This is a genomic window from Streptomyces sp. NPDC048257 (genome assembly GCF_043201855.1).
Taxonomy (GTDB): Bacteria; Actinomycetota; Actinomycetes; order Streptomycetales; family Streptomycetaceae; genus Streptomyces.
In genome coordinates, this window is record NZ_JBICZI010000007.1 from 22,861 (window position 1) to 36,506 (window position 13,646).

A 13,646-nucleotide genomic window follows, 5' to 3' on the forward strand; every position below is an offset into this window, starting at 1 on the left:
GCAGCGACAGAAGGGAGGGGTGATGCCGGAGGACGAGAGCGACGCCCCCGAGGGGGTGCTGCTCAGCGGCGAGGAGAACGCCGCCGTGCGGATCAAGCTGGAGCGGGAGAAGCGCGGTTGGAGCACCACCGCGCTGTCCGACTTGCTCAACGAGGCGGGCTTCGACATGAACCCGTCCGCGGTCTGGCGCATCGAGAACCGCAAGCGCCGGATCAACCTCGACGAGGCCATCGGTTTCGCCGAGATCTTCGGCGTCCCCCTCAGCAACTTCGTCGGGCCGCCGAGCCTGGCGGCTATGGGTCGCGCCATGGAGCTCATCGACAACGTGGTCGCCACCTATCGGGCCTCCTTCCGCGCCGGCGCCGAAGCCACCCAGGCGCGGGACGACCTCGCGGCCTACCTGGCCGACCACCCTGAGATCGCCACCGAGGCCGACGCGATGGTCTCCAACGCCATCGCCGCCGAGGCGATGAAGATCAACACAGAGCGGTACGGACAGCCTCCCGGCGCGTAGCCGCACCCCACCTCACCCCGCTGCCCTGGGCCTGCAAACCCCCAGCTCGCAGCCGCAGTACCGCCCATCCCATCCTTGAACGACACACGGCCGGCTCAGGGGGTTGCCGCCCCCGCCAACCCGGCCAGAAACCGGAGCACTGCTTGCGCCACCAGGCGATACCCCACACCTCCACCCAGCGCCCGCGCACCGCGAAGGAGGTGACCACCCCCGACACCTTCCTCACCGTGGAGCAGGCCGCCGAACGCCTCGGCACCGGCGTGCGCTTCATCCGGCGCCTCATCCAGGAACGCCGCATCGGCTACGCCAAGTTCGGCAAGCACGTCCGCATCGCCGACAGCGTTCTCGCCGCGTACATCGACGCGAGCACCGTCCCCACCCTCCGCGACGCCCGTTCCCGCTTCGGGAAGGCGGCCTGATGGCGGCCCGCAAGCCGCAGCGGCGGCGCGAATTCGGCACCACCCGCCAGCTCCCGTCCGGCCGTTGGCAGGCGCGCTACTGGGCCCCCGACGGCAGCCGCCGCACGGCCCCGGAGACCTTTGCGACGAAGACCGACGCGCAGGACTGGCTCACCCTCACCAAGGCGGACATCCAGCGCAATCACTGGACCGACCCGGACGTGGGCAAGGTCAACTTCGAGGCCTACGCGCTCAAGTGGGTCGACGAGCGGGGCCTCGCCGCCACCACGGATGAGCTGTACCGCCGCCTGCTGCGCCTGCACGTCCTCCCCGGCTTCGGCGACCTCGACCTGGACGAGATCACCCCGCCGCTCGTACGCACCTGGCGGGCCGAGCGCCTGACCGTCACCGGCGCCACGACCGTGGCCAAGTCCTACCGGCTGCTTAAGGCCATCATGGAGACGGCGACCGACGACGAGCTGATCCGCCGCAACCCGTGCCGAATCAGGGGCGCGGGAAGCGAGCAGGCCAAGGAGCGCTCGACCGCGACCGTCGCCCAGGTCGACGAACTCGCCGAGGCCATGGGTCCGCGCTGGCGGCTGATGGTCTACTTCTGCGCATACGGCCCGATGCGCCCGGAGGAGCAGGCGGCCCTGCGCCGGACCTCGGTCACCCTCGACCCCCTCGCCGTACGGATCACCGAGGCGGCCCCGGAGCTGAACACCGGCCGCCGCGTCGAGGGCGACACCAAGTCGGCGGCGGGCGTCCGCACCGTCCACCTGCCGGCCTTCCTCTACATGGAGGTCAAGCGGCACCTGGACTGGTTCGCGGAGAAGGAGCCCGACGGGCTGCTGTTCGTGGGGGAGAAGGGAGCGCCGTTCCGGCGCACGTCCTTCGGCCGCAAGTGGGCCAAGGCCCGCGCGAAGGCAGGCCTCCCGAAGGACTTCCGCTTCTACGACCTGCGCCACACGGGACACACCCTGTCGACGCAGTCGGGGGCCACGCTCAAGGACACGATGGTCCGCGCCGGCCAGTCCTCGGAGAAGGCCGCGATGATCTATCAGCACTCCGACGACGAGCGTCAGCTGGAGGTCGCCGGAGGTATCGACGCGCGGGTCCGCGCGGCCAGGCAGAAGATGATCGTCGTTCCTCGGCTGCCGCGGGAAGCCTGAGGACACGTGTGGGGCCAGGGCGCTGTGCTAGCTGCCCTGGCCTTTCGCCGACCGGCCTCCTGGGCGGGGGCCCTGCGCTCACCCCAAGCCGTAAGCCTGCCGATAGGGCAGCTCGGCATCGGTGGCTCGCAGGAAATGAGGCTCTCGCGTCCTGCCTCCTGCTGTACGGCAGGCGATGCCGGCAGCGGAGCCGCAGCTCCGGCACTCCCAGTCCAGAGCATCCTGTAGTCCCTGTGCCTTGATTTCGGCGAGTACGGCTCTTCGCCGATCCCACCAGACATCGCTGTTGGCCGAACCACGCGGTGGCTCCGACCCTTGGTCTTCGAGGAATGCTCGCAGGCGCTCGGGATCAGCTAGCGGACCTGACAGAGGCTTGGTCGTCACGGCTGCCCTGGCCGCTTGTTCGTTGGCCTCCAGCTCGGCATCGAGAGCATCTACGCGCTCCCGTAGATGGCGCTCGAAGTCAGCGAGGGTTGCCTCGGGGTTCATGCCCGAGAAGTCCAGGGTCTCCAAGTGCAGGACTTGCAGTACGCCCAGCCGCTGCTGCGCCTTGTAGTTCGTGAATTCATTCATCGCGTACTGATCGCCTCTCATCGGCATTACGGCTGGATAGGCCTGGGCTCAGAGGTATGGGGAGAACGTCGCTTCGAGGCGCTTGACCGCGTCTTCGTGTGCGCGAAGGTGCGGCTGCATCACCCACACGTCTTCGCGAAACGGCTCGAAACCCAAGGACTGCCAGCAGCGCTGGACAAGCACCTTCTCGCGCGCCTCCCTGGCCTCGTCATCCCGTTCGTCGATGGGGATGTCGATCGGGTAGGGGTGTGTTGCCACGATCGCGGCCCGACCGGCGACCCAGCGGAGCAGGCGGCTGATCAGCAGCCGCCCTACGCCACCCAGGCCACGCCACGCCGGCGCGATCCGGGCCCGATCGATGATGACGACGTGGGTGCCGTTGACCAGGCACTCCTCCAGATCGAGATGGAGGCCAAGGTCGCCGGACTTGTCGAAGAGCGGTGCGAAGTGCTCGTAGTCGGCGTTGCGCGAGTCCAGCGAGTCGTAGATGCGGCCGATGTGCCAAAGATCCAGTGTGATGCCGGACATGGCCAAGATCGTCAGCTCCCGGCCGTCACCCTCGTTCTTGTCTGCGAGCGAAACGCCTGGGGCCAGCAATCGTGAGTTCTCGGCTACGGCCTCGTCATCGTCCGGGTCCCACAGAGGTAGGACAGCACGGCAGCTCCATTCCAGGACCGCCGGATCATCATGGGCGTCCGTCGCGACCAGAGGGGCTGCGGAATCAAAACGCAACTGCAGACGGTCCAGGCACGACAGCAGGTCCACCCCGCCAGGTGTGGCATCGGTCATGAGGTCACACGCTAGCCAGGGGCGGCATCGAGAGTGAGGCGTTTGGCGGTTTGAGCGGCGACCGCTTTCCTACCGCGTTGGGTCCCACGCACGGATGCCCTTTGCGGTGGCGATGAGGCGGGCGGCAGGCGCAGGAGTGACGCCGGCCATGAGGTCGAGGCTCGCACCTCGGGCCGTTCCGGGCTTCAGCTCGTGAGCGGATGGCCATCTGGCAAAGGCATGCGAGGGACTTGGGGCACGCGGAGGGCACGGCGAGGGCTGAGAGATCTAGACAACGAAGAAGGCCCAGGGCGCTGAACTGGGCCTTCTTGTAAGAGCGGATGACGGGAATCGAACCCGCGCTATAAGCTTGGGAAGCTCATGTTCTACCATTAAACTACATCCGCACAGCGGGCCAGTTGCCTGGATCCCTGGTTTTGCTCACTCTACCTCATGATCGACCCCCGGTGAATTTGCCGCGGGGTCGTTGTCGTGTGTGATGTGCACCGAGGCGTGTGCGTGCGGGAGTTGGGGCGTACCGTGTGCGTGCGGAGCGGCGGCTGGAGCGGGTACCGAACATCCCCTAATGTGGCGATTCGTCGCAGTACGGCTCGTTGGGGAAAGGGACTCGATGGAGCACACCGTCGTCCGTTGTGCCGAAGGGCACGTTTTCAGTACCGCCTCCTTCCCGCTGCAGCACCTCGGTGCCGGCCGGATCGGGCCCGGGCGGCTGCTGCGGTGTCCGCGGTGCGCGCGGTTGCGCCACGCCGTGCCCGTGGGCGGCGCGAAGCGGTAGGAGACAGCGCCGGGCGCTGGACGCTGGGCCGGGCGCGCGGGCAGCCCCTCTCGATTGGGGGTGGCCCGCGCGCTCTGCGTATCCTCGGGACGTGCTTCTCTCTGACAAAGACATCCGGGCCGAGATCGACAGCGGACGGGTTCGCATCGACCCGTTCGAGGAATCGATGGTGCAGCCCTCCAGCATCGATGTACGTCTCGACCGGTTTTTCCGGGTGTTCGAGAATCACCGCTACGCCCACATCGATCCGGCGGTCGAGCAGACCGACCTGACCAGGATGGTCGAGCCGGAGGGTGACGAGGCGTTCATCCTCCACCCCGGTGAGTTCGTCCTCGCCTCGACCTACGAGGTCATCTCGCTGCCCGACGACATCGCCTCCAGACTGGAGGGGAAGTCCAGTCTGGGCCGCCTCGGCCTGGTGACGCACTCGACCGCCGGGTTCATCGACCCCGGGTTCTCGGGCCACGTGACCCTGGAGCTGTCGAACCTCGCCACCCTGCCGATCAAGCTCTGGCCGGGCATGAAGATCGGGCAGCTGTGCATGTTCCGGCTCAGCTCGCCCGCCGAGTTCCCGTACGGGAGCGAGCGCTACGGGTCCCGGTACCAGGGGCAGCGCGGGCCGACCGCCTCGCGCTCCTTCCAGAACTTCCACCGCACCCAGGTGAGGCACGAGGCATGAGCGACGTACGCGAGAACCTGACCTACGACGGCTTCGGGCGCGCCGTGCGCGAGCTGGCGCAGACGATCGCCGACGACGGCTACGAGCCCGACATCATCCTGAGCATCGCCCGCGGGGGCGTGTTCGTCGCCGGCGGGCTGGCGTACGCCCTCGACTGCAAGAACATCCACCTGGTGAACGTGGAGTTCTACACAGGTGTGGGTACCACTCTTGAAATGCCCGTGATGCTGGCGCCCGTGCCCGAGGCGATCGACTTCACCGACAAGAAGGTCCTCATCGCCGATGACGTGGCCGACACCGGCAAGACGCTGAAGCTCGTCCACGACTTCTGCCTGGGCCATGTCGCCGAGGTGCGTTCCGCCGTCGTCTACGAGAAGTCCCACTCGCTCGTGAAGTGCGAGTACGTGTGGAAGAAGACCGACGAGTGGATCAACTTCCCCTGGTCCGTCGAACCGCCCGTCGTGAAGCGTGAGGGCCAGGTCCTCGACGCCTAGACGGTACCGACACGCATACGGGAGGGCCCGCCGCGCAGACGTTGCGCGGCGGGCCCTCCCGTATGCGGCGGCGGGGCTAGATGGTGCCCAGTTTGATGATCGACAGCAGGGCGACCAGCTGGATCGAGGACGCGCCCAGGGCCTTCGGCCACGGCAGGTCGTGCGACTTGCTGATCAGCGAGGTGAAGAGGGCTCCGGCGGCCACCCAGGTGGCCCAGCCCAGGACCTGGACGACCATGTTGTCGCCGCCGAGGAACACGGCGAACAGCAGGCGCGGCGCGTCCGTGATGGACATCACCAGCATCGACAGGCCGACGGTCGGCTGCCACGTGCCGTCACCGCCCAGCTGGCGGGCCAGCGTGTGCGTGACCGCGCCCAGGATCAGGCCGCAGATGACGAAGGCCACGCCGGCGGACAGGACGATCGGGACGGCCTTCGCCAGCGTCGCGTTGATCGCGTCCTCGCGGGCGTCGTCGAGGCCGAAGACCGCGAGGAGACCGTAGAGGAAGGTCACGATCAGTGCGGGGCCCCAGACGGCGTAGTCGCGCATCTGGAGGAAGGTCTGCCCCGGCCGCGTCACGATGCCGCGGAGCAGTTCCTTCCACGGCAGCCGGGGCCCGGACGGCGCCGCCGCGGCCGAGCCCGCCTGGTAGGTCGCGCCCTGGCCGTACGGGTCCTCGCCGACGGCGAAGACCTGGGTGTGCCCCGGGTTGTCGTTCGTGTAGCCCCCACCGCCGCCGTGGCCTCCGTGGCCGTACGGGGGCTGCTGCGCGTGCGGCTGCTGCTGCCCGTACGGGTCGAAGTACTCCGGCTCGCCCTGGCCTCCGGCGCCCGGCTGCGGCCACTGCTGCTGCGGTGGCGGGCCGCCGACGGGAGGGTAGGGCTGCTGGCCGTACGGCGGCGGTGGTTGCTGCCTGCCGTACGACTGCTGCTGCTGCGGGGGTTGTTGCGGAGAGCGGTTGTTGTCCCGGCCGCGTCCGATCCTGAATCCAGCCACGTGATCGAACGTACCTGGTCCGGCGAGCGCCGGTGGCCGGGCGGCCGGAACAGCCACCCTTTGCGGCTGACCTGTGACATCCCTTAGGGGATCCCCGAGGGGCTGGCCCCACCCCGCGCCCGGCCGAATCGCGTGTCCGATTTACGAGGTTGCGTTGCGTTCTGCGGCTTTCCGTTACGTTCCCGACTGAATACGCACATACCGGATCCGTAGCTTCGTACTCGTCGCCGTCACGCAGCCCGAACACGAATGAGCACGAACGAGCACGAGAAGAGCCCAGATCATGCGCAACACCCGCCGTAGCACCCTCCGTACCGACGCCGCCCTCGCCGGCGCGGCCACCGTCCTGGCCCTCCCGGCCGGGTCCGCGTTCGCGGATTCGCCGGCCGTACCGGAGCCGGAGGTGCTGCCGGGGATCGAGCAGCCGTCGGTGGACCCGTCCGTACCGCCCACCACCCCGCCGGTCGAGCCGACCCCGTCGGTCAAGCCGACGCCGAGCGTCCGGGCGTACGTCACCACCGTGAAGCTGGCGGACGGGTCCGTCGCCAAGGTCTACAAGATCGGCAGGAGTCACTTCGAGGCGGACATCCTCGCCGGCTCCACGAAGCTGGACACGCTGGTCAGCAAGGGCGGGGCGGCAGCCTACGGGCAGAACAACGGCCTGCACGTCGTGCTCCAGCCGAACGGCACCGTCACCTCCTGGATGGAGGGCGCGCCGAAGCCCGAGCCGAAGCCGAAGCCGAAGCCCGAGGCCAAGAAGGAGAGCTCGGCGCGGATCACCATGCCCGACGGGCGGATCGCCAAGCTCGTGGACGGCGCCGGCGGCAAGCGCGTCGAGATCTCCATGCCGAACGGCCACGCCCTCGCCGCGATCGACCTGAAGCGTCCGAGCACGCAGAACGACGGATGGACGTACAAGCTCGTCCAGGACCGCAAGCTCGTGAAGTTCGTCGTCATCGACGGCAAGGGCGGCGGCAACAGCTGGGTGTACGACTTCCACGGAAAGCTGATCGAGAAGTGCACGGTCGACGCGGCGGGGCCCGGGTCCGGTACGAGGAAGGCCGTGCAGGTCGTCCCGAAGGGCGGCGTGAAGGCCGGTGCGGAGGGGGTCGCCCCGGCGGGGTCCGACACCCCGATGCTGGTCGCCCCGGGCGGCGGCATGGCCGCGGCGGGTGCGGCCGGACTGGGCTTCGCCATGCTGCGCCGTCAGCGCTGAGCCCTCGGCGCTGAGCCGTCCCCGCATGCCGGAACGGCCGGTCCCCCGAGTGGGGACCGGCCGTTCCGGTGGTGCGGGTGTCCGAGCTCGGCCTACTTGGTCTCGGCCTCGGGCTTCGCCTCGGCCTCGGCCTCCGGCTCAGCGGCGGCCTCCGGCTCAGCGGCCTGCTTCGGCTCTGCTTCCGGCTCGGCCTCGGTGTCGGCCTCGGCTTCCGCCGCAGCCTCCGTCTCGGCCTCCGCCGCTGCCTCGGCTTCTGCCTTCGCCTTCGCCTCGGCTTCCGCCTTCGCGGCCGCCTTCGCCTCGGCTTCCGCCGCCGCCTTCGCGGCAGCCGCCTCGGCCTCGGCCTTCGCTTCCGCCTCGGCCTCCGCCGCCAGCGCGGCCAGTTCGGCCTCCGTCGGACCCGGGGTCTTCACCGAGTCCAGCAGCAGCTGCGCCACGTCGACGACCTGGACGTGTTCCTTCGCCTGGCCGTCGTTCTTCTTGCCGTTCACCGAGTCGGTGAGCATCACGAGGCAGAAGGGGCAGGCGGTGGAGACGATGTCCGGGTTCAGGGACAGGGCCTCGTCGACGCGCTCGTTGTTGATGCGCTTGCCGATCCGCTCCTCCATCCACATCCGCGCGCCACCGGCGCCACAGCAGAAGCCCCGCTCCTTGTGGCGGTGCATCTCCTGCTGCCGCAGCCCCGGCACGGCCGACATGATCTCGCGCGGCGGCGTGTAGACCTTGTTGTGCCGGCCCAGGTAGCACGGGTCGTGGTACGTGATCAGACCGTCGACCGGCGTGACCGGCGTGAGGCGGCCCTCGTCGATCAGGTGCTGGAGCAGCTGCGTGTGGTGGATGACCTCGTACTCGCCGCCCAGCTGCGGGTACTCGTTCGCGATGGTGTTGAAGCAGTGCGGACAGGTCGAGACGATCCGCTTCGCCGACTTCGGCTTCTTCGTCGACGGGTCCTCGTCGTCCTCGCCGAAGGCCATGTTCAGCATGGCCACGTTCTCCTGGCCCAGCTGCTGGAACAGCGGCTCGTTGCCCAGGCGGCGCGGCGAGTCACCGGTGCACTTCTCGTCGCCGCCCATGATCGCGAACTTGACGCCCGCGATGTTCAGCAGCTCCGCGAAGGCCTTCGTGGTCTTCTTGGCCCGGTCCTCCAGGGCGCCGGCGCAGCCGACCCAGTAGAGGTAGTCGAACTCGGAGAGGTCCTCCGCGTCCTTGCCGATGATCGGGACCTCGAAGTCCACCTCCTTGGTCCACTCGACGCGCTGCTTCTTCGCCAGGCCCCAGGGGTTGCCCTTCTTCTCCAGGTTCTTGAGCATCGTGCCCGCCTCCGACGGGAACGCGCTCTCGATCATCACCTGGTAGCGGCGCATGTCGACGATGTGGTCGATGTGCTCGATGTCGACCGGGCACTGCTCCACGCACGCACCGCAGGTCGTGCAGGACCACAGCACGTCCGGGTCGATGACGCCGTTCTCCTCGGCGGTGCCGATGAGCGGGCGCTCGGCCTCCGCGAGAGCGGCGGCCGGGACACCGGCGAGCTGCTCCGCCGTGGCCTTCTCGTTGCCCTCCATGTCCTTGCCGCCACCGGCCAGCAGGTACGGGGCCTTGGCGTGCGCGTGGTCGCGCAGCGACATGATGAGCAGCTTCGGGGACAGCGGCTTGCCCGTGTTCCAGGCCGGGCACTGCGACTGGCAGCGACCGCACTCCGTACACGTGGAGAAGTCGAGGATGCCCTTCCAGGAGAACTGCTCGACCTGGGAGACGCCGAAGGAGTCGTCCTCGCCCGGGTCCTCGAAGTCGATCTCCTTGCCGCCCGAGGTCATCGGCTGCAGGGCGCCGAGGGCCGTGGAGCCGTCCGCGTTCCGCTTGAACCAGATGTTCGGGAAGCCGAGGAAGCGGTGCCAGGCGACACCCATGTTGGTGTTGAGCGAGACCGTGATCATCCAGGTGAAGGACGTGACGATCTTGAGCGCCGCGAAGAAGTAGGTGAGGTACTGGAGCGTGCTCAGGCTCAGCCCGTCGAAGGCGGCGATCATCGGGTACGAGGCGAAGAAGCCCGGCTCCCAGCCGTCGACGCCGTGCTGGGCGCCCTCGAGCGCGCGCAGCGTCATGATGCAGACGCCGACGATCAGGATGACGCTCTCGACGAAGTACGCCTGGCCCGTCTTGGAGCCCGTGAAGCGGGACTTGCGGCCCGCCGCGCTCGGCCGGCTGAGCTGCCGGATCACGATCAGGGTCAGGATGCCGAGGACGGTCATCAGGCCGAGGAACTCGGTGAAGATCTCGTACGGCAGCCAGTCGCCGATGATCGGGATCAGCCAGTCGGCCTGGAAGAGCTGGCCGAAGGCGTTGACGATCGTCAGCAGCAGCGAGAAGAAGCCCACTGCCACGAACCAGTGCGCGACGCCGACGATGCCCCAGCGGTTCATGCGGGTGTGGCCGAGGAACTCCTTGACCAGGGTGATGGTGCGCTGCGTGGGATCGCCGGTGCGCGTGCCCGCGGGCACTGGCTGGCCGAGCCGCACGAAGCGGTAGATCTGCGCGGTGGCACGGCCGAACAGCGCGACGGCCACCACCGTGATGACCAGCGACACGATGATCGCGGCGAGTTGCATGGAAGGGCTCCTCGGGCGGCACTTACTAAGCGGTAACTTATGAAGTCAAGGCTTGAGGTTACCCATTCCCGACGCCGCAATGTAGCCGAGCGTGCGGTGATCTGTGTCGCTCAGGCGACCCTTTGCCGGTAGGCCGCACGCGGGGTTTGCGCCAGGATCGCGAGGTCCATCCCGAGCCAGTGGTTCTCCACATAATGCCGGTCGAGCAGGGTCATCTCCTCCCAGGGGAGGTCCGAGCGCGCGCTCACCTGCCACAAGCCGGTCATTCCGGGGCGTACGAGGAGCCGCTCGGGGCGGTCCGTACGGGCCTCCGGGCGCGGCCCGACCAGCGACATCTCGCCGCGGACCACGTTCAGCAGTTGGGGGAGGCAGTCGAGGGCGCAGCGGTCCAGGGCCGCGCCGATCCGGCCGGCGCCGTCGTCGGTGCGGAAGCGCCAGGTGCGGAACGGGCGCCCCGCGAGGCCGGCGGCCGGCTCCCGTACGAGGACGGGCGCGGTCCGGGTCGCGTAGAGGAGTGCGGCGATCAGCGCGAGGGGTGCGGCGCACAGGGCCAGCAGGGCGACTGCCCCGACGAGGTCGAGCACCCGCTTGGCCGGCGGCCTGGCCGGCCGTTGCCCTGGCCGGGCGGTGTGGGACAGCAGGAGGGGCATGCCAGCACGCTGCCGCATGCCTTCGGCGGTCTTGCGGTGCCGCGCGGCTGTCGTGACCCGTTCGGCCGTCCCTCCGCTGCCGGGGGTGCTGCCCCCGGACCCCTGCGGCCCACACGCCGGCGGGGCTGAGGGTTCAGGTGGTTGCGCGTAAGGGGAGCCTAAAGGTTGAGTCGACTCGACTCAGCTCTGTTGACGCAAGCGCGGCGATGCGGCATGGTTGAGTCTGTTCCACTCAAGTCAGCTGGAGGAATCGAAATGGCACGTGCGGTCGGCATCGACCTGGGCACCACTAACTCCGTCGTCAGCGTTCTGGAAGGCGGCGAGCCCACCGTCATCACCAACGCCGAGGGCGCCAGGACCACGCCGTCCGTCGTCGCCTTCGCCAAGAACGGCGAGGTCCTCGTCGGCGAGGTGGCCAAGCGCCAGGCGGTCACCAACGTGGACCGGACCATCCGCTCCGTCAAGCGCCACATGGGCACTGACTGGAAGATCAACCTGGATGGCAAGGACTTCAACCCGCAGCAGATGAGCGCCTTCATCCTGCAGAAGCTGAAGCGCGACGCCGAGGCGTACCTGGGCGAGAAGGTCACGGACGCGGTCATCACCGTCCCGGCCTACTTCAACGACTCCGAGCGTCAGGCGACGAAGGAGGCCGGCGAGATCGCGGGCCTGAACGTCCTGCGCATCGTCAACGAGCCGACGGCCGCCGCCCTGGCCTACGGCCTCGACAAGGACGACCAGACCATTCTCGTCTTCGACCTCGGTGGCGGCACCTTCGACGTGTCGCTCCTGGAGATCGGCGACGGTGTCGTCGAGGTCAAGGCCACCAACGGTGACAACCACCTCGGTGGCGACGACTGGGACCAGCGCGTCGTCGACTACCTCGTGAAGCAGTTCCAGAACGGCCACGGCGTGGACCTGGCCAAGGACAAGATGGCGCTCCAGCGTCTGCGCGAGGCCGCCGAGAAGGCGAAGATCGAGCTGTCCTCCTCCACGGAGACCACGATCAACCTGCCCTACATCACGGCTTCCGCCGAGGGCCCGCTGCACCTGGACGAGAAGCTCACGCGCGCCCAGTTCCAGCAGCTCACCTCGGACCTCCTGGACCGCTGCAAGACCCCGTTCCACAACGTCATCAAGGACGCCGGCATCCAGCTGTCCGAGATCGACCACGTGGTCCTGGTCGGCGGCTCCACCCGCATGCCGGCCGTCGCCGAGCTCGTCAAGGAGCTCACCGGTGGTCAGGACGCCAACAAGGGCGTCAACCCGGACGAGGTCGTCGCCATCGGCGCCACCCTCCAGGCCGGTGTGCTCAAGGGTGAGGTCAAGGACGTCCTGCTCCTCGACGTGACCCCGCTGTCCCTCGGTATCGAGACCAAGGGCGGCATCATGACCAAGCTGATCGAGCGCAACACCACGATCCCGACGAAGCGCTCCGAGATCTTCACGACGGCCGAGGACAACCAGCCGTCCGTGCAGATCCAGGTCTACCAGGGCGAGCGCGAGATCGCGGCGTACAACAAGAAGCTCGGCATGTTCGAGCTGACGGGCCTGCCCCCGGCCCCGCGTGGCGTTCCGCAGATCGAGGTCTCCTTCGACATCGACGCGAACGGCATCATGCACGTCACGGCCAAGGACCTCGGCACGGGCAAGGAGCAGAAGATGACCGTCACCGGCGGCTCTTCGCTCGGCAAGGACGAGGTCGACCGCATGCGCCAGGAGGCGGAGCAGTACGCGGACGAGGACCTGCGCCGCAAGGAGGCGGCCGAGTCCCGCAACCAGGGCGAGCAGCTCGTCTACCAGACGGAGAAGTTCGTCAAGGACAACGAGGACAAGGTCCCGGCCGACGTCAAGACCGAGGTCGAGGCGGCCGTCTCCGAGCTGAAGGAGACGCTCAAGGGCGAGGACACGGCCGAGATCCGCACGGCGACGGAGAAGCTCGCCGCGGTCAGCCAGAAGCTCGGCCAGGCGATCTACGCCGACGCCCAGGCCGCCCAGGGTGCGGCCGGCGCCGCCGGTGACGCGGGCCAGGCCAAGGCCGACGACGACGTCGTCGACGCCGAGATCGTCGACGACGAGAAGCCGAAGGGCGGCGCTGCCTGATGTCGGAGGAGACCCCGGGTTTCGACGAGAAGCCCGAAGTCCCCGACGCCGGTCAGAACGACGCCGAGCCGCAGGCCGCCGACTCCGCCTCGGAGGAGGCGGCGGCGGCCCCGGCCGGGGACGCAAGCCAGGACGTGGCGCTGCTGGCGCAGCTGGACCAGGCCCGTACCGCGCTCTCCGAGCGCACCGCGGACCTTCAGCGGCTCCAGGCGGAGTACCAGAACTACCGCCGCCGGGTGGAGCGGGACCGGATCACCGTCAAGGAGATCGCGGTCGCGTCCCTCCTGACGGAACTGCTCCCGACCCTGGACGACATCGGCCGGGCGCGGGAACATGGCGAGCTGGTCGGCGGCTTCAAGTCGGTGGCCGAATCGCTGGAGACGGTCGCCGCCAAGATGGGCCTGCAGCAGTTCGGCAAGGAGGGCGAGCCCTTCGACCCGACGATCCACGAGGCCCTGATGCACTCGTACGCGCCGGACATCACGGAGGACACCTGCGTGGCGATCCTGCAGCCGGGTTACCGGATCGGCGAGCGTACGATCCGTCCCGCACGGGTCGCGGTGGCCGAGCCCCAGCCGGGCGCGGCCCCCAAGTCCGCAGGGTCCGACTCGGCGGTCGCGGAAGGCGAAGCGCCGGAGGGCTTGGACACGGATGCCCCCGACAAGGGCTGATGCACC

The 13,646-nt window shown here is 68.7% G+C and carries 13 protein-coding genes and 1 tRNA gene; 8 read left to right on the forward strand and 6 right to left on the reverse strand.

What is annotated here, in order from left to right:
• The first annotated feature begins 22 nt into the window (after positions 1-22).
• The 3 genes from ACGFZK_RS16910 to ACGFZK_RS16920 all read left to right on the forward strand — a co-directional run bounded on the left by ACGFZK_RS16910 (position 23) and on the right by ACGFZK_RS16920 (position 2,084).
• The gene (locus ACGFZK_RS16910) at positions 23-514 is read left to right on the forward strand and encodes a helix-turn-helix domain-containing protein (protein ID WP_393849640.1); all 492 of its coding nucleotides are present in this window, start codon (positions 23-25) and stop codon (positions 512-514) included.
• A gap of 143 nt (positions 515-657) precedes the next feature.
• Entirely contained in the window at positions 658-933 is a 276-nt protein-coding gene (locus tag ACGFZK_RS16915) for an excisionase family DNA-binding protein (RefSeq protein WP_385257910.1), read from the forward strand.
• Positions 933-2,084, forward strand: coding sequence for a tyrosine-type recombinase/integrase (locus tag ACGFZK_RS16920; protein WP_393849641.1), 1,152 nt, complete (start codon positions 933-935; stop codon positions 2,082-2,084). Before ACGFZK_RS16915 ends, ACGFZK_RS16920 begins: the two co-directional genes overlap by 1 nt.
• A gap of 78 nt (positions 2,085-2,162) precedes the next feature.
• On the opposite strand, the gene ACGFZK_RS16925 is transcribed toward ACGFZK_RS16920, so the two are convergent.
• From ACGFZK_RS16925 to ACGFZK_RS16935, 3 genes are all read right to left on the reverse strand, one after another.
• Positions 2,163-2,657: a hypothetical protein gene (locus tag ACGFZK_RS16925; RefSeq protein ID WP_393849642.1), complete on the reverse strand. Its 495-nt coding sequence runs from the start codon at positions 2,655-2,657 to the stop codon at positions 2,163-2,165.
• Between the two features lie 48 nt (positions 2,658-2,705).
• Positions 2,706-3,446, reverse strand: a complete 741-nt coding sequence (locus ACGFZK_RS16930) for a hypothetical protein (protein WP_393849643.1) — start codon at positions 3,444-3,446, stop codon at positions 2,706-2,708.
• Positions 3,447-3,761: 315 nt separating this feature from the next.
• Positions 3,762-3,832, reverse strand: a tRNA-Gly gene (locus tag ACGFZK_RS16935).
• A 480-nt stretch (positions 3,833-4,312) separates the two neighbouring features.
• On the opposite strand from ACGFZK_RS16935, the gene dcd reads away from it, so the two are divergent.
• Complete coding sequence (gene dcd / locus ACGFZK_RS16940) at positions 4,313-4,900, forward strand: dCTP deaminase (RefSeq protein WP_362389302.1); 588 nt, start codon at positions 4,313-4,315, stop codon at positions 4,898-4,900.
• Positions 4,897-5,394, forward strand: coding sequence for a phosphoribosyltransferase (locus ACGFZK_RS16945; protein ID WP_030009869.1), 498 nt, complete (start codon positions 4,897-4,899; stop codon positions 5,392-5,394). Before dcd ends, ACGFZK_RS16945 begins: the two co-directional genes overlap by 4 nt.
• Before the next feature lie 76 nt (positions 5,395-5,470).
• On the opposite strand, the gene ACGFZK_RS16950 is transcribed toward ACGFZK_RS16945, so the two are convergent.
• On the reverse strand, positions 5,471-6,391 hold the full coding sequence (locus ACGFZK_RS16950) for a Yip1 family protein (RefSeq protein WP_393849644.1): 921 nt from the start codon (positions 6,389-6,391) through the stop codon (positions 5,471-5,473).
• Between the two features lie 283 nt (positions 6,392-6,674).
• Between ACGFZK_RS16950 and ACGFZK_RS16955 the strand changes: the two genes are divergently transcribed.
• Positions 6,675-7,607 (forward strand): hypothetical protein, encoded by a 933-nt coding sequence (locus ACGFZK_RS16955; protein ID WP_393849645.1) that lies wholly within the window; start codon positions 6,675-6,677, stop codon positions 7,605-7,607.
• Positions 7,608-7,699: 92 nt separating this feature from the next.
• Here ACGFZK_RS16955 and ACGFZK_RS16960 read toward each other — a convergent pair whose 3' ends face one another.
• A complete protein-coding gene (locus ACGFZK_RS16960; RefSeq protein ID WP_393849646.1) occupies positions 7,700-10,216 on the reverse strand; it encodes a (Fe-S)-binding protein in 2,517 nt (838 codons plus the stop codon).
• Positions 10,217-10,326: 110 nt separating this feature from the next.
• A complete protein-coding gene (locus tag ACGFZK_RS16965) occupies positions 10,327-10,866 on the reverse strand; it encodes a sugar transferase (protein ID WP_393849647.1) in 540 nt (179 codons plus the stop codon).
• Positions 10,867-11,121: 255 nt separating this feature from the next.
• On the opposite strand from ACGFZK_RS16965, the gene dnaK reads away from it, so the two are divergent.
• Entirely contained in the window at positions 11,122-12,969 is a 1,848-nt protein-coding gene (gene dnaK / locus ACGFZK_RS16970; RefSeq protein ID WP_393849648.1) for a molecular chaperone DnaK, read from the forward strand.
• Positions 12,969-13,640 (forward strand): nucleotide exchange factor GrpE, encoded by a 672-nt coding sequence (gene grpE / locus ACGFZK_RS16975; RefSeq protein WP_393849649.1) that lies wholly within the window; start codon positions 12,969-12,971, stop codon positions 13,638-13,640. The genes dnaK and grpE overlap by 1 nt, the downstream gene beginning before the upstream one ends.
• The last annotated feature ends 6 nt before the right edge of the window (positions 13,641-13,646 follow it).

Bases quoted from the DNA above. Each gene is read 5' to 3' on its own strand.
- ACGFZK_RS16960 (WP_393849646.1), bottom strand. From the start codon at position 10,216: ATGCAACTCGCCGCGATCATCGTGTCGCTGGTCATCACGGTGGTGGCC.
- ACGFZK_RS16930 (WP_393849643.1), bottom strand. From the start codon at position 3,446: ATGACCGATGCCACACCTGGCGGGGTGGACCTGCTGTCGTGCCTGGAC.
- ACGFZK_RS16920 (WP_393849641.1), top strand. From the start codon at position 933: ATGGCGGCCCGCAAGCCGCAGCGGCGGCGCGAATTCGGCACCACCCGC.
- dnaK (WP_393849648.1), top strand. From the start codon at position 11,122: ATGGCACGTGCGGTCGGCATCGACCTGGGCACCACTAACTCCGTCGTC.
- ACGFZK_RS16925 (WP_393849642.1), bottom strand. From the start codon at position 2,657: ATGAATGAATTCACGAACTACAAGGCGCAGCAGCGGCTGGGCGTACTG.
- ACGFZK_RS16965 (WP_393849647.1), bottom strand. From the start codon at position 10,866: ATGCCCCTCCTGCTGTCCCACACCGCCCGGCCAGGGCAACGGCCGGCC.
- ACGFZK_RS16955 (WP_393849645.1), top strand. From the start codon at position 6,675: ATGCGCAACACCCGCCGTAGCACCCTCCGTACCGACGCCGCCCTCGCC.
- grpE (WP_393849649.1), top strand. From the start codon at position 12,969: ATGTCGGAGGAGACCCCGGGTTTCGACGAGAAGCCCGAAGTCCCCGAC.
- ACGFZK_RS16910 (WP_393849640.1), top strand. From the start codon at position 23: ATGCCGGAGGACGAGAGCGACGCCCCCGAGGGGGTGCTGCTCAGCGGC.
- ACGFZK_RS16945 (WP_030009869.1), top strand. From the start codon at position 4,897: ATGAGCGACGTACGCGAGAACCTGACCTACGACGGCTTCGGGCGCGCC.